The 18,578-nt window shown below is 52.6% G+C and carries 17 protein-coding genes; 10 read left to right on the top strand and 7 right to left on the bottom strand.

Going from position 1 to position 18,578, the window contains the following annotated elements; translation table 11 throughout:
- Nucleotides 1-145: 145 nt before the first annotated feature.
- Together EKM86_RS10205 and EKM86_RS10200 are read left to right on the top strand one after the other, a co-directional pair.
- The gene (locus EKM86_RS10205) at nucleotides 146-469 is read left to right on the top strand and encodes a cupin domain-containing protein (RefSeq protein ID WP_125757645.1); all 324 of its coding nucleotides are present in this window, start codon (nucleotides 146-148) and stop codon (nucleotides 467-469) included.
- A complete protein-coding gene (locus tag EKM86_RS10200; protein WP_125757642.1) occupies nucleotides 466-807 on the top strand; it encodes a cupin domain-containing protein in 342 nt (113 codons plus the stop codon). The genes EKM86_RS10205 and EKM86_RS10200 overlap by 4 nt, the downstream gene beginning before the upstream one ends.
- A 74-nt stretch (nucleotides 808-881) precedes the next feature.
- On the opposite strand, the gene EKM86_RS10195 is transcribed toward EKM86_RS10200, so the two are convergent.
- A complete protein-coding gene (locus EKM86_RS10195) occupies nucleotides 882-1,538 on the bottom strand; it encodes a MarR family transcriptional regulator (RefSeq protein WP_125757640.1) in 657 nt (218 codons plus the stop codon).
- 242 nt (nucleotides 1,539-1,780) lie between these two features.
- Between EKM86_RS10195 and EKM86_RS10190 the strand changes: the two genes are divergently transcribed.
- From EKM86_RS10190 to EKM86_RS10175, 4 genes are all read left to right on the top strand, one after another.
- Nucleotides 1,781-3,703: a heavy metal translocating P-type ATPase gene (locus tag EKM86_RS10190; protein ID WP_125757638.1), complete on the top strand. Its 1,923-nt coding sequence runs from the start codon at nucleotides 1,781-1,783 to the stop codon at nucleotides 3,701-3,703.
- A gap of 48 nt (nucleotides 3,704-3,751) precedes the next feature.
- A complete protein-coding gene (locus tag EKM86_RS10185; RefSeq protein WP_125757636.1) occupies nucleotides 3,752-3,985 on the top strand; it encodes a heavy-metal-associated domain-containing protein in 234 nt (77 codons plus the stop codon).
- 11 nt (nucleotides 3,986-3,996) lie between these two features.
- Nucleotides 3,997-4,545 (top strand): ferritin-like domain-containing protein, encoded by a 549-nt coding sequence (locus tag EKM86_RS10180; RefSeq protein ID WP_125757634.1) that lies wholly within the window; start codon nucleotides 3,997-3,999, stop codon nucleotides 4,543-4,545.
- Nucleotides 4,546-4,699: 154 nt separating this feature from the next.
- Entirely contained in the window at nucleotides 4,700-5,290 is a 591-nt protein-coding gene (locus tag EKM86_RS10175; RefSeq protein WP_125757632.1) for a hypothetical protein, read from the top strand.
- Nucleotides 5,291-5,459: 169 nt separating this feature from the next.
- Here EKM86_RS10175 and EKM86_RS10170 read toward each other — a convergent pair whose 3' ends face one another.
- The 5 genes from EKM86_RS10170 to EKM86_RS10150 form a co-directional block, all read right to left on the bottom strand.
- Nucleotides 5,460-6,917: a glycoside hydrolase family 1 protein gene (locus tag EKM86_RS10170; RefSeq protein WP_125757629.1), complete on the bottom strand. Its 1,458-nt coding sequence runs from the start codon at nucleotides 6,915-6,917 to the stop codon at nucleotides 5,460-5,462.
- Nucleotides 6,918-7,603: 686 nt separating this feature from the next.
- Nucleotides 7,604-9,970 carry a phosphoketolase family protein gene (locus EKM86_RS10165; protein ID WP_125757627.1) on the bottom strand — a complete coding sequence of 789 codons (2,367 nt, stop codon included), beginning with the start codon at nucleotides 9,968-9,970 and terminating at the stop codon, nucleotides 7,604-7,606.
- A 182-nt stretch (nucleotides 9,971-10,152) separates the two neighbouring features.
- Nucleotides 10,153-11,139, bottom strand: coding sequence for a 4-hydroxythreonine-4-phosphate dehydrogenase PdxA (gene pdxA / locus EKM86_RS10160; RefSeq protein ID WP_225419402.1), 987 nt, complete (start codon nucleotides 11,137-11,139; stop codon nucleotides 10,153-10,155).
- The gene (locus EKM86_RS10155; RefSeq protein ID WP_125757623.1) at nucleotides 11,136-12,371 is read right to left on the bottom strand and encodes a four-carbon acid sugar kinase family protein; all 1,236 of its coding nucleotides are present in this window, start codon (nucleotides 12,369-12,371) and stop codon (nucleotides 11,136-11,138) included. Before EKM86_RS10155 ends, pdxA begins: the two co-directional genes overlap by 4 nt.
- Before the next feature lie 3 nt (nucleotides 12,372-12,374).
- The gene (locus EKM86_RS10150) at nucleotides 12,375-13,358 is read right to left on the bottom strand and encodes a 2-keto-3-deoxygluconate permease (RefSeq protein WP_125757621.1); all 984 of its coding nucleotides are present in this window, start codon (nucleotides 13,356-13,358) and stop codon (nucleotides 12,375-12,377) included.
- A 188-nt stretch (nucleotides 13,359-13,546) separates the two neighbouring features.
- Between EKM86_RS10150 and EKM86_RS10145 the strand changes: the two genes are divergently transcribed.
- Complete coding sequence (locus EKM86_RS10145) at nucleotides 13,547-15,280, top strand: sigma-54-dependent transcriptional regulator (protein ID WP_125757619.1); 1,734 nt, start codon at nucleotides 13,547-13,549, stop codon at nucleotides 15,278-15,280.
- 168 nt (nucleotides 15,281-15,448) lie between these two features.
- On the opposite strand, the gene EKM86_RS10140 is transcribed toward EKM86_RS10145, so the two are convergent.
- On the bottom strand, nucleotides 15,449-16,588 hold the full coding sequence (locus EKM86_RS10140) for an oxidoreductase (protein ID WP_125757617.1): 1,140 nt from the start codon (nucleotides 16,586-16,588) through the stop codon (nucleotides 15,449-15,451).
- Nucleotides 16,589-16,715: 127 nt separating this feature from the next.
- Here EKM86_RS10140 and EKM86_RS10135 point away from each other — a divergent pair, with 127 nt between their 5' ends.
- The 3 genes from EKM86_RS10135 (at nucleotide 16,716) to EKM86_RS10125 (ending at nucleotide 18,491) form a co-directional block, all read left to right on the top strand.
- The gene (locus EKM86_RS10135; protein WP_125757615.1) at nucleotides 16,716-17,285 is read left to right on the top strand and encodes a TetR/AcrR family transcriptional regulator; all 570 of its coding nucleotides are present in this window, start codon (nucleotides 16,716-16,718) and stop codon (nucleotides 17,283-17,285) included.
- 2 nt (nucleotides 17,286-17,287) lie between these two features.
- Nucleotides 17,288-17,821 carry a Crp/Fnr family transcriptional regulator gene (locus EKM86_RS10130; protein WP_125757613.1) on the top strand — a complete coding sequence of 178 codons (534 nt, stop codon included), beginning with the start codon at nucleotides 17,288-17,290 and terminating at the stop codon, nucleotides 17,819-17,821.
- A 79-nt stretch (nucleotides 17,822-17,900) separates the two neighbouring features.
- A complete protein-coding gene (locus EKM86_RS10125) occupies nucleotides 17,901-18,491 on the top strand; it encodes an NAD(P)H-dependent oxidoreductase (protein WP_125757611.1) in 591 nt (196 codons plus the stop codon).
- Nucleotides 18,492-18,578: the final 87 nt, after the last annotated feature.

Here is an 18,578-nt window from a genome sequence, read left to right as displayed (position 1 = left end):
TCTTTTGGTTAGTGTATGCCGGGGCATCTGGTCGGGCAACTGATTCGCCTTGGTGCTGGGGCAGCACTAGGCTAGGCCTCCTCACGGTATCATTTTTAGACCGCGCTGGGTTATGATTAATGTAATGAATAGTGGAGGTAACACGATGGCAGAAACTAAGCTTGACCTGACGACCTTGGTCCCGTATCGCGACCACCAAATTGCCAGTCGCTCCCTGTCGCGCCGCCTGGGCATCACCTTGCCGCTGGCCGTGTATGCGATGGCGGCAGGAGAAACAATCAGCACCGAAACCGCCAGTCGAACACGCCTTTTACAGTGCCTGGACGGGGAACTGACCGTCATTTTTACGGATCACCAGACCACCGTCGAACCCGGGACAATGCTGGTGGTCCCAGCTGGCACAGCCCATGCGTTGCGCGCTGAGCAGCCTTGTAAGTTTATGCAGATCGAAAGCGAGGTTCGTCAATGACTTACATCGATAAAATTCCGCAATCCACTGTCGTTGATCTCAAGCAACTGATTGATTTAGCCAATGATGAGGTCACCAGTCGTACGCTGGTCCAGCGGCCTGATTTGACCTTGACCCTGTTTGCGGTAGGCACCGGCGAAGAAATCGGTGGCCACGAAGCCGCTGGCGATGCCATGGTGAATGTCTTAAGCGGTGTGGCGGCTATCACCATTGCCGATCAGACGTACACGGTGGCGGCTGGCCAGACCATCGTAATCCCCGCCGGGCAGCGCCACTCTCTGTATGCCCAGGAGGGGTTTCAAATGCTGCTGACTGTTGTGAAACCGGCCAAGTCTTGAGTGAACGGCTTTGCCGTGACCCAAAGGGCGCTACTCCACGTGAGAGTAGCGCCCCTTTTTATACGCTGGTGCGTTTAGTTGTCGGCCTGATCGTCAGGGTTTAAGCCAGGCCCACCGCCTTGAGGACCGTGAGGCCGACCGCCAAAATCAGGCCGACCATCATAGCCGCCAAAGCCGCGGCGGGGACCGCCGCCCCATTCCTGCCGGTAGCCGTGATGGCCGTGGCGGCGGCGCGGCCCAAACTGGCCGAGCTTTTCAAAGTAGGCGTCGACGGCCGCGTCCTGGTCGCCATTTTCCAGGCTGCCGACAAGCTTTAACATCAAGCCGGTCAGCTGCGCCTGTTCTTCCGCGGTTAGACCGGCAAACATTTTATCTGCCAGCTGGTCCTTGTCGTCGCGGGCACTTTCAATAAAAGCTTTGCCATCATCGGTGAGTGAAATCAGCTGCACGCGGCCGTCTTCTTCATAGGGGGTGCGGGAGACCAGGCCGGCGTCCTCGAGCTTTGCCACCATGGCGCTGGCAGAGCTGGGCCGGATGTCGAGCGCCTCAACGATGTCGGCGTTGGTCAGGTGGTCGTGCTGTGCGATTAGGCGCAGCACGCGCAGCTGGCCGCGCGGCGCGTCGCCTTCGCGGTGGTCGGAATGCAGCGTCCACATGGCACTTTGGGCAAAGCCGCGCTGCGTGAACAGGCGGCCAAAGAGTCTAAGCAATTGTTGCGTATCTTGAGTCATCAGCGATTCCCTCCAAGAATTTTATTTAGCTAGTCACACGAGAAGACTAACTAACGAAAAGAGTGTAATTCTTTATTTAGTTTTTGTCAACAAAAGCTAACTAAAAAAGATTTTCGGCTTTTTTCCGCGAACTTGATGGCGGTCAAGTCGGATTTTGGCGCCAGGCCGTAAGCTGAACTTGTCAATCAGGAAAGGCCATTCGGCAAGCGTCGAAAAGGCCGCCTACAAGGAGAGTGGAAGTTATGAAATTTCAACTGTGGATTGAAAAACACACGACGCAGCTGACCGCCGTTTCGGCGATTCTCATCGTGCTGGGGTACGCAAGCAAATATCTGCTGAATGCACCGCTGGTTTACACGATCACCCTGGCGGCAGCGTCGATTGTCGCCGGCGTCCCGATTTTCCTGCACGCCTACCAGGCGCTGCGGGTGAAGGTCATCAGCATTGAACTCTTGGTCACCATCGCGGTAATCGGGGCGTTCATCATCGGTGAGTACAACGAAAGCGCGATCGTCACGTTCCTCTTCCTGTTCGGGAACTTCTTGGAACAGAAAACCTTCGCCAAGACGCGCCAGTCGATTAAGAGTCTGACCGAAATGGCGCCGACCAGCGCGGAACTGGTCCACGATGACGGGACGATCGAAGAAGTCGACGTTGACGACCTGGATGTTGGCGACGTGGTCCAAGTCAAAACCGGTGGCTCGATTCCGGTTGACGGTGAAATTGTTGACGGGCAAGGATACGCCGATGAAGCGGCCGTGACCGGCGAGTCGCGCGCCGTCACCAAGAACGCTGGGGACAAAGTATTCTCTGGCACGCTGCTCAGCGATGGGTACGTGAAGATCAAGGCCACCAAGGTCGGGGACGACACGACGTTTGCTAAGATCATCGAATTGGTTGAAGACGCGCAGGACACCAAGTCCCACGCCGAAAAGTTCATCGATCGCTTCGCCAAGTATTACACCCCGGCGGTGCTCGTCATCGCGCTGATAGTTGGCCTGGTCTCTCGCGACTTCAAGCTCGCCATCACGGTCCTGGTGCTTGGGTGCCCTGGGGCTTTGGTCATCGGCGCGCCGGTTTCCAACGTTGCCGGCATCGGCAATGGCGCCAAGCGCGGCATTCTGGTCAAGGGCGGGTCCTCAATGGATACCTTCTCGAAAGTCGACACGTTTGTTTTTGATAAAACCGGCACGCTGACGACGGGCAAAACCGCGCTGGCCGACAGCAAAGTTTACGGATCAGACGCCAACGAAGCACTGCAGCTGACCGCCGCCGTCGAGGCGCTGTCCGATCACCCGCTGGGCCGCGCGCTAACCCAGGCAGCAGATGATGCGCACCTGGATTACAAGGCTTTGGCGATCGAAAACAGCAGCACCATCAAGGGCCAAGGTATTACGGCCACGGTTGCGGGCCACACCGTATGCGCCGGCAACCACAGGCTGCTTGAGGCGCATGACATCCAGCTCTCTGCCGAACAAGCCGAGACGCTGAGCCAGTTCCAGGCCACCGGCAGCTCAATCGTCATCGTAGCCATCGATGCGAAGGTCGCGGCAATTTACGCCATCGCGGACACCATTCGCGAGGGCCTCAAGGATGAGTTAGCCGAACTGAAAAAGGCTGGGGCCAAGCACCTGGTCATGCTGACCGGCGACAACGCGCAAACTGCCAATTACGTTGCTGACCAGCTGGGGATCGATGAAGTGCATGCCGACCTTCTGCCGCAAGACAAAGTCACTTTTGTGAAGCAGTTTGAAGACGAAGGCCGCACGGTTGCCTTCGTTGGGGATGGCATTAACGACAGTCCGTCGCTGGCGACCGCCGATATCGGCATCGCGATGGGCTCAGGCACCGACGTTGCGATCGAAACTTCCGATATCGTGCTGATGCAGTCCAGCTTTGCCGCCTTGGATCACGCTTACAAGCTGGCCAAGAAGACGGTGCTGAATACCCGGGAGAACATTTTCATCTCCATCGCCGTGGTGGCCTTCCTGCTACTGGGCCTGATTGCCGGCTTCATCTACATGGCCAGTGGGATGTTCGTTCATGAGGCCTCCATCCTAGTCGTCATTTTCAACGCGATGCGCCTGATCAACTACGGCAAGCATGACGACAAAAAAATCTCAGAAAATGTCGCAAACTTGACCGCGGTCAATTCCGCCAAGTGAGCAACTCGATAGAATGTAGTTGTAAATAAGCGAAAGGGAGTCTTTCAAATGAGTAAAAAAATTACGATGCAACTGGATCAGCTGACCTGCCCGTCTTGCTTGACCAAAATTGAAGGGGCCGTGAAGCAGCAGCCCGGTGTTTCCAACGTGAAGGTGCTGTTTAACGCCGGCAAGGTGAAGGCCGATTTTGACGACAGTCAGACCTCCGCCGACCAGCTGTCGGATGTGGTCACCAAGCTGGGCTACGAAGTCAAAAAAGTGCGCGTGAAGGACAACGAGTAGGGGGAACATTCATGACAATTGATGAACAATACGCAGCAGAAGTGAAGCAAGCAGATCTAGATCACCACAAGCCGACCGCCGGAGCCATGACCGGCCACATCGTCGCCAACTTGTTCGTGTTGAACGTCAAGCTGCACCAGGTCGCCTGGTACGTCAAAGGCGAGCAGAGCCTCGCCGTTGCCGATTTTTATCAGCAGCTGATTGACCAAAACCGCCGGCAGATCGACGAGCTGGGTGAGGTGCTGCTGGATGAAGACCAGATCGTGCCAAGCACCACGGCTGAGTTTGCGCAGTACACCGGGCTTCAGGAAGACGGCCGCCTGAAGTACGACACTGCGGCCAACATGGTCGCCCAGACGGCCAAGGACTTCACCACTGAAGACATGTACATCGACCGCGCCATCAAGCTCGCCGAGCGCGAGGAACGCCCAGCCATGGCGGCTTACCTCACGAAGTTGCGCGGTGAGAATAACCAGGCCGTCCGTAAGTTGCAGAGTTTCCTAGGCAAAACGGCTTGGGAAGACCTCGTCGAAGTGGACGACGATGAGGATGAAGATTAGCGACTGATACGCCAACCTATGCCACCTCTAAAATAACTGCCCTGTGCCGAGCTGTTCTCGGCGCCGGGCAGTTATTTATTTTCTTCTTGTATTTTATTGCCAGGGTGTTAAGCTGGTCTTCGGCTAAGTTGCAATTACACCTAAATAGAGAGGCATGATCAATATGGATGACATTACCGCAATCGAACAAGTTGTTGCCGCAGAGCGCCAGTACCGGGTCCGCGGTGCAAACGACGCGTTGACGAGCGTTTACTGGCCGGACGCGACCGTGCACACAAGCTGGCAAAGCGGGCCTATCAGCTCATTTATCGGCAAGGGTACAGCCGAGATGAATAGCACGATCATCACCCGTGTGTCGACGCCGGTGGTGCACAAGCTGAGCGCCACGCGCGCGTACGTCGAGATGCCGAATCTCTCCGACTACTGGGAGCAGCTGCACGGCGTCGAGGTCGTCCTCGAAGAGTTCATGCGCCTGATCTACCGCGTGGAAAAACGCGACGGCGAGTGGCGCATCGCCGACATGCTGTCGATTTACGAGGCCGATAAGCTGACCCCAGCGATTCCAGGCACTGACCTGAAGATCGATCCCGCCGACGTCAAAGACTCACGCCTGCCGTACCGCTGGATGGCGTACACTCGCACCCAGGATGGCGGCCAGATCAGCCAGGACTTGCTGGGCGTTGACCAAAAGGACAAGGTTGCGAAGGTCTACGCAGAAGCTGAAGCCTGGGCGAAGCAAGGCTAACGAAAAGCACTCACTTTCATGATGATGAAGGTGAGTGCTTTTTTATAGAATAGCTTAACCACGCGCTTTGAAACGCGAAAAAACGCGATTTAAAGTTTAGCGTGCTGGTTTGCTGAGGAAATAAGACGAATGCCTATATGACGGCATCAAACGAACGAAAAAACGCGTTTTAGTAGTCGAGGTGATCAGAACTCAAGTCAGCCCCATTTGACGCGATGACCTGCTTATACCAGTAGAAAGACTTCTTCTTCGAGCGGGCGAGGGTGCCGCGGCCCTGATCATCCATATCGACGTAAATGAAGCCGTAACGTTTGCTCATTTCCCCGGTCGAAAGGGAAACCAGGTCGATGCAGCCCCATGGGGTGTAGCCCATGACGGGGACACCGTCGTCGATCGCCCCCTGAATCGCCTCAACGTGAGACTTCAGGTAATCAATGCGGTAGTCGTCGTTGATCTTGCCATCGGGTTCGACCGTGTCGGCAGCGCCGAGGCCATTTTCGACGATGAACAGCGGGACTTGGTAACGGTCGTACAGCCGGTTCAACCCAACGCGCAGGCCAACGGGATCGATTTGCCAGCCCCATTCGCTTTCCTTCAAAAATGGGTTTTTGAGGCCGCCCAGAATATTGCCGGCGGTTTTTTCGCTCACTTTGCCGGTGACTTCGGTGACGCTAGACATGTAGTAGGAGAAAGACAGGAAGTCGACATGGTACTTTTTGAGCAGGGCGAGCTCCTCCGGCGTGCGATCGAGGTCACTGCCGGTGAAGCCGTACTGCTTGTACAGCGACTCGCTGTAGGCCGGGTATTCGCCGCGGACTTGCACGTCGGTAGTGTAGTAGTTGAATTCTTGATCGAACTTCAGTGCTGCCAGTTGGTTGACGGGGTTAGCGTCGTACGCATAATTGGTGGCGTAAACGATCATGTTGCCGACCTGACTGTCTGGGTTCTTCTCGTGCGCCGCCTTGACCGCGTACGCTGAGCCGACGAACTGGTTGTGCCAAGCCTGAAAGACGTTGCGCTTGTCGTCAGCCCCGGTCTTGGCGATCATGCCTTGGCTGGAGAAGGGGAAGCTAGCGGCCGAGTTGATTTCGTTGAATGTCAGCCAGTATTTGACTTGGTCGCCGAAGCGGTCGATCACGGTGTCGGCGTAGTGCTTGAAAAACCCAATCAGCTGCTTGTTCTTCCAGCCGCCGTAGTGCTCGGCGAGGTACAGTGGCAGCTCGTAGTGGGAAATGGTGATGACCGGCTCAATGTTGTACTTCAGGCACTCATCGATGACGTTTTGGTAGAAGGTCAGTCCCTTTTCGTTGGGCTGCTCCTCATCGCCGCGCGGGAAAATCCGACTCCAGCTAATGGAGAAGCGGTAGGCCTTAAAGCCCATCTCTGCGAACAGGGCGATGTCCTCCTTGTGGTGATGGTAAAAGTCGATGCCCTCGTGGTTCGGGTAGGTGTACTTGGGGTTGGGCTGCCAGTCAAAATCGGGACTCTTAATGATCTTCATGCGGTCCTTGCCGCCTGGTGCGATGTCGTCGATTGATGGCCCGCGTCCGTCGACGTCGTACGCGCCTTCGAGTTGGTTAGCAGCAGTGGCGCCGCCCCAGAGGAAGTTTTTGGGAAAACTCATCATTGATTCCTTCTTTCATTCAGCATGATACGGTGAAACCGCATCCATTGTTAATTATACATGACTGCGGCAAACGCCGTCGTGTTCCACGTGAAACCATCACTGCGGAGTCGCTCTGTCATACGCACACGCTAAAACTGGATAACGAACCACCGTAGTGAGGAGGGCTCAGCTAAGTATTCTAGAGATATTATATGTATTCAAGCAATGCCAAAGCTTCATCTAAAAGCCAGTTGACAGCGTTTGCATTGTGTGCAATACTATTAGCGTACACAGGTGGCGAGGAGAGCGGGAACTGCGCATCCCAATCATGAGAGACCTCAACGCTATGTGACAGTCCCGCCCGCAACTACTGGGGTGGTCACACGCACCGAGCTAGTAGATCTACTAGTTATGAAGCTGCCGTATAGAGCCAGTGGAGCCCCTTGCAGGGCTATGCGATGGACAGTGAAATTATTCAAATATGTACACGAATGCGAGGCGAGCAGTCTGTCCTAACCGCAGAAGCCAGCGCCAAGCAATAAAAATATCCGCAAAGCCTATTCGCCCAGCGGAATGGACACCATTTCTCCCAGAAGTGGTGTCTTTGTCGCGTCTAAAATTGCGGGCTGAGAGCCGTGAACACGAGCAAACCAAAAAGAAGGCGCGGTCCCGAGGGGGGCTGCGCCTTCTGTCTGAATTCGGAATGCTTACTTAATTGGCTTCCAGACCCAGTTGCGGACCTCAGGGAGGTCTTCGCCGGTGTCACGGATGTAATCGTAGTGGTACTGCAGGGTGTCATCCATCTTCTGAACGAACGCCGCGCCTTTTTCCGCGTAACCTGGGACGTGTTCAACGACGTCCTTGGCTAGGTGGAAGCGGTCGAGCTGGTTCAGGACCCGCATGTCGAACGGCGTCGTGATGGCACCTTCCTCGCGGTAGCCGTGAACGAACAGGTTGTGGTTGTGACGATCGAAGAAGATGTCCTTGATCAAGTCTTCAAACCCATGGAACTGGAAGAAGACTGGCTTGTCCTTGGTGAAGTACGAGTCGAACTTCTCGTCGCTCAGACCGCGCGGATCGTCCTTCTTCAGCTTCAAGAGGTCCAGCACGTTGATGAACCGAATCTTGAGGTCAGGGAACTGATCGTGCAGCAGGTTGATGGCAGCGAGGCTTTCCAGGTTCGGCTCGGTGCCGGCTGCGGCGAGCACGACATCCGGTTCCACGCCATCGTCGTTTGAGGCCCAGTCGATGCGCTTCAGGCCGTTGTTGGCCAGGACCGTGGCTTCTTCAATGGAGTAGAACTGCGGCCGCGGCTGCTTGGAGGTGGTCAGCAGATTGATGGTATTTTCGCTGCTGAAGACCTTCGGTGAAATGGCCAGCAGGGAGTTGGCGTCGGCCGGCAAGTATTCGCGAATGAATTCGCCTTTCTTTTCGGCCAAGTGAGTCAAAATGCCTGGGTCTTGGTGCGTGTAGCCGTTGTGATCCTGCTGGAACGAGGTCGAAGTGGAAACGACGTTCAAGGAAGGATACGGACGGTGCCACGGCTCGTCTGCGGCTTCGCGGATCCACTTGAAGTACTGGGTCAGCATGGAGTCCACAACGCGCAGGAACGCTTCATAGGACGTGAACACACCATGGCGGCCGGTGAGGGTGTAGCCTTCAAGGAAGCCTTCAGCCTGGTGCTCGGACAGCTGGGAGTCGATGATGCGGCCGGACGCGTTCATGTCCTCGTCGGAGCCGTTGTCGGAAATGCGTTCTAACCATTGACGGTTGGTCGTGTCGAACAGGCCGTACAGGCGATTCGACATGGTTTCGTCAGGGCCGAAGACGCGGAAGTTATCCGGGTTCAGCTTAATCAGGTCACGCAGGTAATCGGACCAGATCAGCATGTCCTGGCGCACATTTTTGCCGCGCTCTGAATTGTCGAGGGCGTACTGGTGGAAGTCAGGGAGAACCAGCGGCTTGGTGTGGTTGCCCATGTTGGTGATTGGGTTGTCCGCCATGCGCTTGGTGCCGGTCGGGGCCATCGCCTTGAGTTCAGGCTTCAAGACGCCGTTCTCGTCGAACAGTTCCTCAGGCTTGTAGGATTTGAGCCAGGCGGTCAATGCGTCGGCGTGCTCCATGTGGTCGCGGGAAACCGGAATCGGGATCTGGTGGGCACGGAACGAGCCTTCAATTTTATCGCCGTCCCAGCTCTTCGGACCGGTCCAGCCTTTTGGCGTGCGGACGATGACTACCGGCCAGTGCGGCATCGTGGTGTCGCCGGTTTCGCGGGCGTGCTTTTGGATGGCTTTGATTTCCTCAATGGCGGTGTCAAAGACCTGTGCCATCTCGGGGTTCAGCTTCTCTGGGTCGTCGCCTTCGACGAAGTAAGGCTTCCAGCCCATGCCGCCGTAGTATTCGGTCAGCTCTTCGTCCGTCTTGCGGGACAGGATGGTCGGGTTGGAAATTTTGAAGCCGTTCATGTTGATGATCGGCAAAACCGCACCATCGGTAATTGGGTTGATGAACGTGTTGGAGAACCAGCTCGCAGCCAGCGGACCGGTTTCACTTTCGCCGTCGCCGATGACGGTGGCCGCAATCACGTCCGGGTTATCGAGAATCGCGCCGGTGGCGTGGCTCAGCGCGTAGCCGAGTTCGCCGCCTTCGTGAATGGAGCCGGGGATCTGTGCGTTGGCGTGACTGGCGGCACCACCAGGGAACGAGAAGCGCTTGAACAAGATCTTCATGCCTTTTTCGTCCTGGGTGATGTTCGGGTACGTCTCGGTGTAGGTGCCGTCGAGGTAGGCGTTTGAGATCATGACCTGGCCGCCGTGACCTGGGCCTTCAATGTAAAACATGTTCAGGTCGTACTTGTTGATCAGGCGGTTGAGGTGCGCGTAAATGAAGTTCTGGCTGGCGATGGTGCCCCAGTGGCCCAGTGGATTCACTTTCACGTCGCTGGACTCAAGCGGCCGCTTCAGCAGCGGGTTGTCGCGCAGGTACAGTTGACCCACGGAGACATAGTTTGCGGCCCGCCAATAAGCGGTCAGCTTGTCAAAATATTCCTTGGAAGAGTAATCGACTTCGGACATTCAGATCCCTACTTTCTTGGTTATGTTAGCTTGAGTATACCACGATTTAAGGCTTAATGCTTAAAATCGCTTAAGTTTGCTTAAAATGGTGAGAGTCCAAAAATCGCCAGAAGTGATGTTCGAAAAAAAGCCCTCAAGATTAAGATAATCTTGAAGGCTCAGGTGTCACTTGTGTGAGATAACTATTTACCGTTATGGGCAAAACGGATGGCTAGCATGATTGATTGAAGTAAGGATTGCTCCTTGGCAATGCCTTTCCCTGCAATATCGAAGGCTGTGCCATGATCAACTGATGTGCGAATGATGGGGAGACCTAGAGTGACATTGACGCCATCATCAAACGCTAACAGCTTCATTGGAATGTGGCCTTGATCGTGGTACATCGCGACGACAATATCGAATTCACCGCGGGAGGCGCGCAGGAATACCGTGTCCGGTGGTACAGGACCGGTGACATCGTAACCTTTGGCCTTCATGGCTTCGACGGCCGGGGCAATTTCGTCACGATCTTCCGTTCCGAAGAGACCATCTTCACCACTGTGAGGGTTTAATCCAGCGACAGCAATCTTTGGATTGGCAATCCCAAGCTTTTGTTTTGCATCAGCCGCTAACGCGATGCAATCCATGACGCGGTCTTTCTTAACTAAGTCGCAAGCTTTGCGAAGGGGCACATGAGTGGAGACGTGAACGACACTCAGCTTTTCACTCCAAAGCATCATAGTGTATTTTTTTGTGCCGGTTAAGGTGGCGAAAATTTCAGTGTGCCCATCAAAGTTATGACCGCCCTTGTGCAGAGCATCCTTGTTGAGAGGTGCCGTCACAATTGGGCCCAACTTGCCGGCCATTGCTAGACCTATTGACTTGTCTAGGTACTGATACGCTGCGTCACCAGAGATCGGGCTTACTTCGCCAATTGGGATTTTATCAAGCGGGATATCAAGTACGTCATAGATGTTGATCATACCTGGTTTGCAATCATCTACATCTGTTACGTAATTGAACGGGATGGAGATGTTGAGCAGCTGCTTGTAATAGTCAAGAATACTGCGCGTACCAAAGATGATACTTTCTTCACGATAGTCTGAGTTTTTTGCCAAAGCCTTCAGTGATACTTCAGGACCAATACCTGATGGATCACCAATAGTAATACCGATGCGTTTCATGTTCATTCTCCCTTTTGTTTTAAAATCTGAATGCTCTCATACAGTGTACTTTCGTTGCCAAAAGCGCCAGCCTTTGTGACGATGTCAAGACCCGCAGACGGCCCGCCAACTAAGCGGCTTTCAACCACACCAGTGAACAATTCACGCTGAATCGCACACCCAGTCGCTCCTAGCTCGTGCATGATCTCTGTCGCTGTGTCGCCACCGGTTAGGAACATACCGCTGATTTCTTCTTGAGCGATAACACCCTTAGCAACCTTTGCCAGAGTTTCCTTAATGATACGGCTGACTTCAAACTTATCGTCAACCCCCAGCTTGTGGAAGCGCTCAATAGTCTTATAGTAGTCCTCTTTGGTTCGACTGACGGTTAGTACGACGTCTTTTTGGGCTTTCAAGAGCGAGGAGGCCCGGTTAATGTACTCCGTATCGACGTCTTTCTTAACTAACTCGTTCAGATCAATCGTTAGGATTGAAATACCATTTGCAGCTGCATAATTCATCTGCTTGAGACTTACTTCACTGATACTGCCAACGACAGAGAATGTAGGCAGATTTTTTGGGGTGGAGACAGATGGTTTATCAAAGAGCGCACTTGCCAGGCCGGCTGAGCCAACATACAAGATCTTACCGGCTTGTTCTCTCATCGCTTGAGCTAGAACGTTTAACTGTGTATCTGAGTCAATGTCAAAAATGTGAAACTTCGATGCTGACAGTTTCATTCCCGGCTGGATTTGATCCACGGAATAAGTTAAATAATCTTTCCCGAATTCATGCTCAATAATCTCGCCAAGATTATCGGTCCAGATAGGGTTCAGAGGATCATTTGCCATTTCTGTCTGCATTAAGGGCACCCCATTCAGTTGATGGATGCCGTTCTTGGTGGTTCTGCCAATCTTTGGGAAAGCGGGGGCAAAAACGACCTTGTCGGGTTGATAAACTTCAACAATCGCACGCAGTTCCTGGCCGATGTTGCCGCGAATCGTTGAATCAACCTTTTTGTAGACGATATCGAACTGGTTATTCTTCAGAACTTTCTTGGTCATATCCAAGACTTTTTTATACGCATCAGTTGCCGGAATAGTCCGAGACTCCGTGTCTAGAACAACAGAACTGTCTAGTTTTTCGTCTGTGGGAAACAATGTCACATCGACGTCAATACCGTTATTCTTCAGTTGTACGCCAGTGTCGTTTGAGCCGGTGAAGTCATCGGCAATGATAAGGTACTTTCCTTTATCCATTTGCTAATTTCCTTTCTCCGCCAGTTCGGGTTCTGCTTTCATTTGCTTTGGATTGTGCTTCTTCTCAAATTTATCTAACATGCTGACCATGATTGGGCAGAGAATGGCTGTTACAATGATCGCCGCTGCCACTTGTGCGGTTGCCTGTGCAGCGACTGCTTTAAACGTTGGATCAATCGCAGCAACAATCGCTGGAGTCCCAATGGCGTTGCCTGCAGTTGCGCCAACGGCAGCGCCAACCTGAGGGTACTTGAACTTGAAGAGGTGGAAGACACCCCAACCAGCGAAGCCAGTAATGACGGTGCAGAATACACCCAGGAGAATGCCAGCTGCGCCAGCGGAGACCAACTGACCAAAGTTCAATGCCGCGCCAAGAGGAAAAGCAAAGAATGGAATCAATAATGACGTGCCTGGTGCGAGAAAATCACGAATGTCCGAATCCAAGTTACCAAGAATAAAGCCAATGAGGATCGGCATCAAAGCTGCGAGCAACGCACTTATTGGAATTTTTGCCAGTCCTGTGGCGCCGAACGCGACCATCGTAAAGAATGGGCCATCACTTAATGCAATGATGGAAGTCGCGCCGACATCAGTCGCATCGCCATATTCGCCGGCAAGTGCGGCATAAAGGCCACCATTCTTGTTGGTCAGTGAGGAAACGATGGCCAATGGACTCAAGCCAAGGACCCCGGCCACCCCGAAGAAGTGGTTTACCAAAATCCCTAATGCTGCACCAATAGAGACTTTGGTAATCAGCAAAATCACACCTTTGGAGATTGATAGGCCGGCTTGTCTAACGTTGATCTGAGCACCACTACAGAAGAGAAATGCTGCTAACAGTGCTGTTGCGCCGGTCTTAAAGAGCGCTTCAGTAAAACCGCCAAGTGAAAAGAATTGTGGAAAAATTGTATTTGTGAGAGCCCCAAGTAACAATGGGACCACCATCATTCCTCCGGGAATTTTTTTCACGGTTTGTAATATCTTCATGCCAGTTCCTCCTTAGACTTATAAGAGTTTGTCCTACGGTTTCGATATTAAGCGCTTTCAACGGCGTCAAAAACACGTGTATTGATTTAATGTGTTGCAATATTAAACGCGTGCGAATTTTCAATAACGTGGTATCCTAAGGATGCATGTAAGCGTTTCACAATTGAACGGACAGGGGGGAATCGGTATTGCTAAAAGTTCTAGCAATCGCTCCGTACCCAGGCTTGAAGGTACAAATAGATAAGGCAGCCTTGCAGTATCCCGAGATGAAGGTTGACTGCTATGTTGGGGATCTCGCGGCGGGTGTAGAAGCGGCAAAAAAGCATGAGCATGGATTCGATTTAATTCTGTCGCGTGGAGGGACTGCCAAAACGATTCGCAAGGCGGTCAGCATACCAGTCGTTGACGTTGAAATCTCTTTTCTTGATATTCTCAGAATTATTAAGCTAGTAGACGTTTACCAGCAGAAATATGCGTTTGTTGGCTTTGAGAATATTACGAAGCAAATCAGAACCTTATCAGAGGTGCTGGCAAAGCCAATTGACATTATCACGATTCAGAACAAGGAACAGTTACCGGAGATCCTTCAACGTCTGAAGAAAGGCGGGTATTCATTAATAATTGGCGATAATATCACTGCAGAATCGGCCCGTAGAATGCAATTCAACTCAATTCTGATTGAGTCCGGACAAGAATCAGTCGTGGATGCTTTGATGCGGACGGAGGAGCTAGGTAATCAACTTGCTAGTGAGAGAAATAGATCCAGGGAACTTATTCTTGCGCACAATGCCCTGAACGTTTCTAGTTATGTCTTTGATAGCGACCTACATATGTTGGCAGGACAAGTAACGCCCCAACAGCCGTATGTGGCGGCATCAATACGGCAGTATATAGCCAGGTCAAGCTTTGATGATGAGGAAGTGGTGGATCATCTCCGAATCCATGATCGATATTTCCATCTAGATATAAGCCACCAAAACGGTCACTTTTATGTTTTTGCGAAAGATGTAACAAAGCGCATTGAACGACCTAGCTATCTCGAAATGCTGACAGATGATTCTTCGCCAACAAACAGCGCAGATCTGATTGGCGAGAGTAAAAATCAAATAGAAACCGCATCGCGAGTCCATTCGTCAATTCTTGTTAGCGGAGAAGCGGGAACGGGTAAAGAAAGTGCCCTTCTGCTTCTAGCTGCAAATAATTCGCATCCGCAAAAGTGGCTTGTGAATTTGAAGAAAATGAATCTGCCGAGGGACTTACATCACTTGTTGAAGGATACTGACTCAATCTTTCTTGATACGAACGCGGCTTTTTTTGTCGAAGGTGCAGACGTTTTGGACGGCACCCAGCTGGACGAACTGTGCTCTTTTATCTCCGGACTACCACAGCGCGGAGTTCAGTGGATCATTAGTGTTAACCCCCAGTCTGACCAAGGACATCGCAACTTTGAAATTCTAATGTCGAAAATAGAGCCTTATTCAATGGCGCTAAAACCGTTAAGATTGCGTGAATCCGATTTGAGTTCGATCATTGGGCTCTATGTGTACGAATTTAATCACGAAACGAAGACAACCGTCTTGGGATTTGAACCTGCAGCGATGGAGATTCTTCAGACCTTTTCATGGCCAGGGAATTTGAAACAATTGAAGCGAATTGTTAAAAAACTGGTTTTGGAGAGCAATACCGCGTTTGTGCAAGCTACCACAGTTAAATCCGCTTTGAAAGAGGAGATGTACTTGGCAGGGACTGAAGAAAATTCGCCAACCATGTCTCAGTGGCACGGTCAAACTCTGGAAGAAATAGAAAGAGCTGTTGTTCAAGCGGCGCTCTCTAGAAACAATGGTAATAAAACACTGACGGCAACACAGTTGGGTATCAGTCGCACGACGCTTTGGCGGATTATTAAACAAACAACAGAGTAAACAAGAACATGCCCGTTTCCTACTTCAGTTGGGAACGGGCATGCTTTATTAAGTATAGAAATGTCTCTGCACGCCATAAATAAACAGTATTCTCGGCAGTGTCAAATAATAGTTACCATCGCATGCTCAAGAATAAACGCGGAGATGGTTGGCGGGTCTGACTTGGTCTTAATCAGTGAGTCCTGGTAGCGGAATCTGTTCCTGCAGGCCGTGGGGCATGGTGTACCCATAGGCCAAGGCTTTTGGCAGTTGAACATTATTCAACCGGTCCTTTGACATGGTGGTGACAATTTCTTCAGCTTTGCCGGCCTTGAGCTTATCAGTAAATTCAGGGTCGATCAGCGCGGCCCGGGCCAGGTAAACGCCATCCGCGTCGGCCAGTGCCGCTTCGGCGTCCTCTGGCGTGTGGACTTGCGAGCCGATGAAGACCGGAACAGTGTCAGGGGTGATGGCCTTAAAAAGCTGAGCGAAGGTCTGGTCGTGGCCAGCTGGCTTGGAATCGAACCGATACTGAGTCCCAGTCAAGGAGATGTTCAGATAATCAATGCCCTCAGCCAGAACTAATTTGGTTTCCTTCAGCATGTCATCGACGACATAGCCCACGTTCTCACCGTGAATTTCTTCAGGGGAAATGCGCCAGCCCAGAATAAAGTCGGGCTTGTTGGCGGCCGCAATGACACGGCGGACTTCCTTGAGGACTGCCAGTGGGAATGCGGCACGTTTTTCAAGGCTGCCGCCCCATTCATCAGTCCGGTGGTTGGAGTAGGCGGAGAAGAATTGCTGAAGTAGGTCGTGGTTGCAGTTGTGGATTTCAATGCCATCAAAACCAGCATCGATTGCCCGTTGCGTTGCTTTGCCGAAGTCACTGATCAGCGTGGTAATTTCGTCGGTGGTGATTTCCTCAACGGGATAGTTGATCCAGGGGAAAGTCATCTTAGTTGGGGCGACAACTCGCAGTCCTTGTTGTGCCGCGCCAGCTGCTTCGCGACCGCCATGACAGATTTGGAGAATTGCCTTGTTACCTCGCGACTTCATCGCCGTGGCCAATTTACGCAAGCCATCGATGTCTGAATCTTTGGAGTCGCCAAGCTGGCCGGGAATCGAGCTGCCATTGGGTTGCACGAAGGCATACCCAGTGACAATCAGGCCCCCGATGCCAGCGCGCGCCCGCAAGTAGTCCACTTGCTCTTGGGTCACCTGACCATCAGGCGTACTACCAATGTCGCACATCGGCGCCAGCATCAACCGATTGGGAAGGGTGACCCCGTTAGCTAAAGTTAAAGACGAAAGCACTTTTGATTCAGTCATAATATCTCTCCTTTGATTGGTACAAGTTCACGATATCACAATTCGCCAGCCCGAATGAAAGCGCTATAAAAATTGTCACAGTTTCGGCAATCTTGTGGCATACTGATGCTGACAAGGGGGCCGGGGAATGTCATCGACAAACTTAAAAATTCAAGCAGCCTTGCTGAAACTGATGACGCATTCGGACTATACGGATATCACCGTGACGGCCGTAGCCAAGCAAGCCGGGATCGATCGCCGCACCTTTTATCGGCACTACCCATCCGTTGCAGCAGTCCTCGCAGGCTTTGAAAATGATATTATCAGTACGATAATGCAGACGTTAGCTGGGCAGACTTTTTCCACCGAGCGTTTCATTGCGGGGATGAACAAAAACATCGCGCGCTATTATGATTTCTTCGATGACATGGCTGTGACTCAAAAGCACGCCTTCTTTTTTGACCACAGTGTGAATAACATCACGCATATTTTGGAGGCAGCACTGGGTCGCCCAGCTACGATGAATCAAGACGAATTCTATATGCGCATTCGTTTTGTGGCGGCAGGTATTGTGCGCGTCTACCTGGACTGGCTGCGCGACGGTCAACCGGTGTCGCTGGAGGACCTGACGAAGCAGCTTGATACCATGGTGACTGCCGAATTGGCTGGAATGAAGCCGAAAGCACCGGGGATAACGGGTCAGGAAATCGAGGCATAAAGATGAAACTGAGTGACTACTACGATCGGTTCAAGCAAATGGGCCACGAGAAAACCATCGATCGCGGGGATGACCTGCTGCGCGAGGGGGATGTGGCCACGCAGCTGTACTTCGTCGAACGCGGCGCAGTGAGGCTGTGGCACAACGATGACGGTCGCGATATCACCGTGCAGTTTTTCTTCGAGGGGCAGGTCGTGTCGTCGTTTGAAAGCTTTTATCTCAAGAAGCCCAGTCTATTCTCGATCACGGCGATCGAGACGACGACGGTGACGGTCGTGAATGGCGAGGCGCTGCGGCAAGCGCTGGGAAAAGAGCCGCAGCTGATGGCGGTGTTCACGGATTATGTGTGCCACCGGTTCATCGATTACACGCAGTATTTTCTCAATCGCATTCAGGACTCGCCGGAAGCGCGCTACCAGGCGCTGCTGGCCAGCGACCCTGAGCTGGTCAAGCGGGTGCCGAAGTACGAGCTGGCCTCTTATCTGGGCATCACGCCGGTGTCGCTGTCCCGAATTCGCAGCCGCGTCAAAAAATAATTTCAGAATTAACAATCGTTAATGCTGCGGTGTTCAAACCTCGTTATGCTTGCCTCATCAACATTTGGAGGCAATGAATATGACAAACACAGTAATCGTAACAAGTCACCCTTATGATGGCAGCTTCTGCCACGCGCTGATGGCTTCGGCAAAAGCCGGCGCTGAAAAGGCGGGCAACACCGTCGATGTGATTGATCTGGAGGCGGATGGGTTTGACCCGGTCATGCACAGCAAGGACCTGATCGGTTTTCTGAAGCACAAGGCGCAGGATCCGCAGGCCATTGACTACATTGAACGCGTCAAGGCCGCCGATCACCTGATCCTGATTTTCCCGATTTGGTGGGAACTGATGCCAGCGATGATGAAAGGCTTCATCGACAAGGTGGTTTTCCCTGGTGAGACTTTTAACTACACCAAGGGCGGTATGGGCATGGCGTCGAACCTGCCGAACCTCAAGTCGACGACCATCATGACCACGATGAACACGCCCAAGAGCCTGTACCGCTGGGTGTTCGGCAACGCCATTCAGCGCGCCTTGGTTCGCGGCACGTTCGTTAAAATGGGGCTCAAGCACGTGAAGTGGATGAGCTGCAACATGGTGAAGAAGAGTTCCGATGCGAAGCGCCAAGGCTGGCTCAAGCAGGCCAATGTCATCGGCGCCCGACAGTAATTGAATATACCCTGGATTATTCACCTCGGTATTTGGGACATGAAATCGCATCTGGCCGGTCTGAAAGCAACGTTTGGAGCGTTGCGA

The organism is Lacticaseibacillus hegangensis (genome assembly GCF_003946465.1).
GTDB classification, from domain to species: domain Bacteria; phylum Bacillota; class Bacilli; order Lactobacillales; family Lactobacillaceae; genus Lacticaseibacillus; species Lacticaseibacillus hegangensis.
The sequence above is the reverse complement of the archived record's forward strand: the minus strand, read 5'-3'. Positions and strand labels throughout refer to the sequence as shown.

Bases quoted from the DNA above. Each gene is read 5' to 3' on its own strand.
- EKM86_RS10205 (WP_125757645.1), top strand. From the start codon at position 146: ATGGCAGAAACTAAGCTTGACCTGACGACCTTGGTCCCGTATCGCGAC.
- EKM86_RS10200 (WP_125757642.1), top strand. From the start codon at position 466: ATGACTTACATCGATAAAATTCCGCAATCCACTGTCGTTGATCTCAAG.
- EKM86_RS10195 (WP_125757640.1), bottom strand. From the start codon at position 1,538: ATGACTCAAGATACGCAACAATTGCTTAGACTCTTTGGCCGCCTGTTC.
- EKM86_RS10190 (WP_125757638.1), top strand. From the start codon at position 1,781: ATGAAATTTCAACTGTGGATTGAAAAACACACGACGCAGCTGACCGCC.
- EKM86_RS10185 (WP_125757636.1), top strand. From the start codon at position 3,752: ATGAGTAAAAAAATTACGATGCAACTGGATCAGCTGACCTGCCCGTCT.
- EKM86_RS10180 (WP_125757634.1), top strand. From the start codon at position 3,997: ATGACAATTGATGAACAATACGCAGCAGAAGTGAAGCAAGCAGATCTA.
- EKM86_RS10175 (WP_125757632.1), top strand. From the start codon at position 4,700: ATGATCAATATGGATGACATTACCGCAATCGAACAAGTTGTTGCCGCA.
- EKM86_RS10170 (WP_125757629.1), bottom strand. From the start codon at position 6,917: ATGATGAGTTTTCCCAAAAACTTCCTCTGGGGCGGCGCCACTGCTGCT.
- EKM86_RS10165 (WP_125757627.1), bottom strand. From the start codon at position 9,970: ATGTCCGAAGTCGATTACTCTTCCAAGGAATATTTTGACAAGCTGACC.
- pdxA (WP_225419402.1), bottom strand. From the start codon at position 11,139: ATGAACATGAAACGCATCGGTATTACTATTGGTGATCCATCAGGTATT.
- EKM86_RS10155 (WP_125757623.1), bottom strand. From the start codon at position 12,371: ATGGATAAAGGAAAGTACCTTATCATTGCCGATGACTTCACCGGCTCA.
- EKM86_RS10150 (WP_125757621.1), bottom strand. From the start codon at position 13,358: ATGAAGATATTACAAACCGTGAAAAAAATTCCCGGAGGAATGATGGTG.
- EKM86_RS10140 (WP_125757617.1), bottom strand. From the start codon at position 16,588: ATGACTGAATCAAAAGTGCTTTCGTCTTTAACTTTAGCTAACGGGGTC.
- EKM86_RS10135 (WP_125757615.1), top strand. From the start codon at position 16,716: ATGTCATCGACAAACTTAAAAATTCAAGCAGCCTTGCTGAAACTGATG.
- EKM86_RS10130 (WP_125757613.1), top strand. From the start codon at position 17,288: ATGAAACTGAGTGACTACTACGATCGGTTCAAGCAAATGGGCCACGAG.
- EKM86_RS10125 (WP_125757611.1), top strand. From the start codon at position 17,901: ATGACAAACACAGTAATCGTAACAAGTCACCCTTATGATGGCAGCTTC.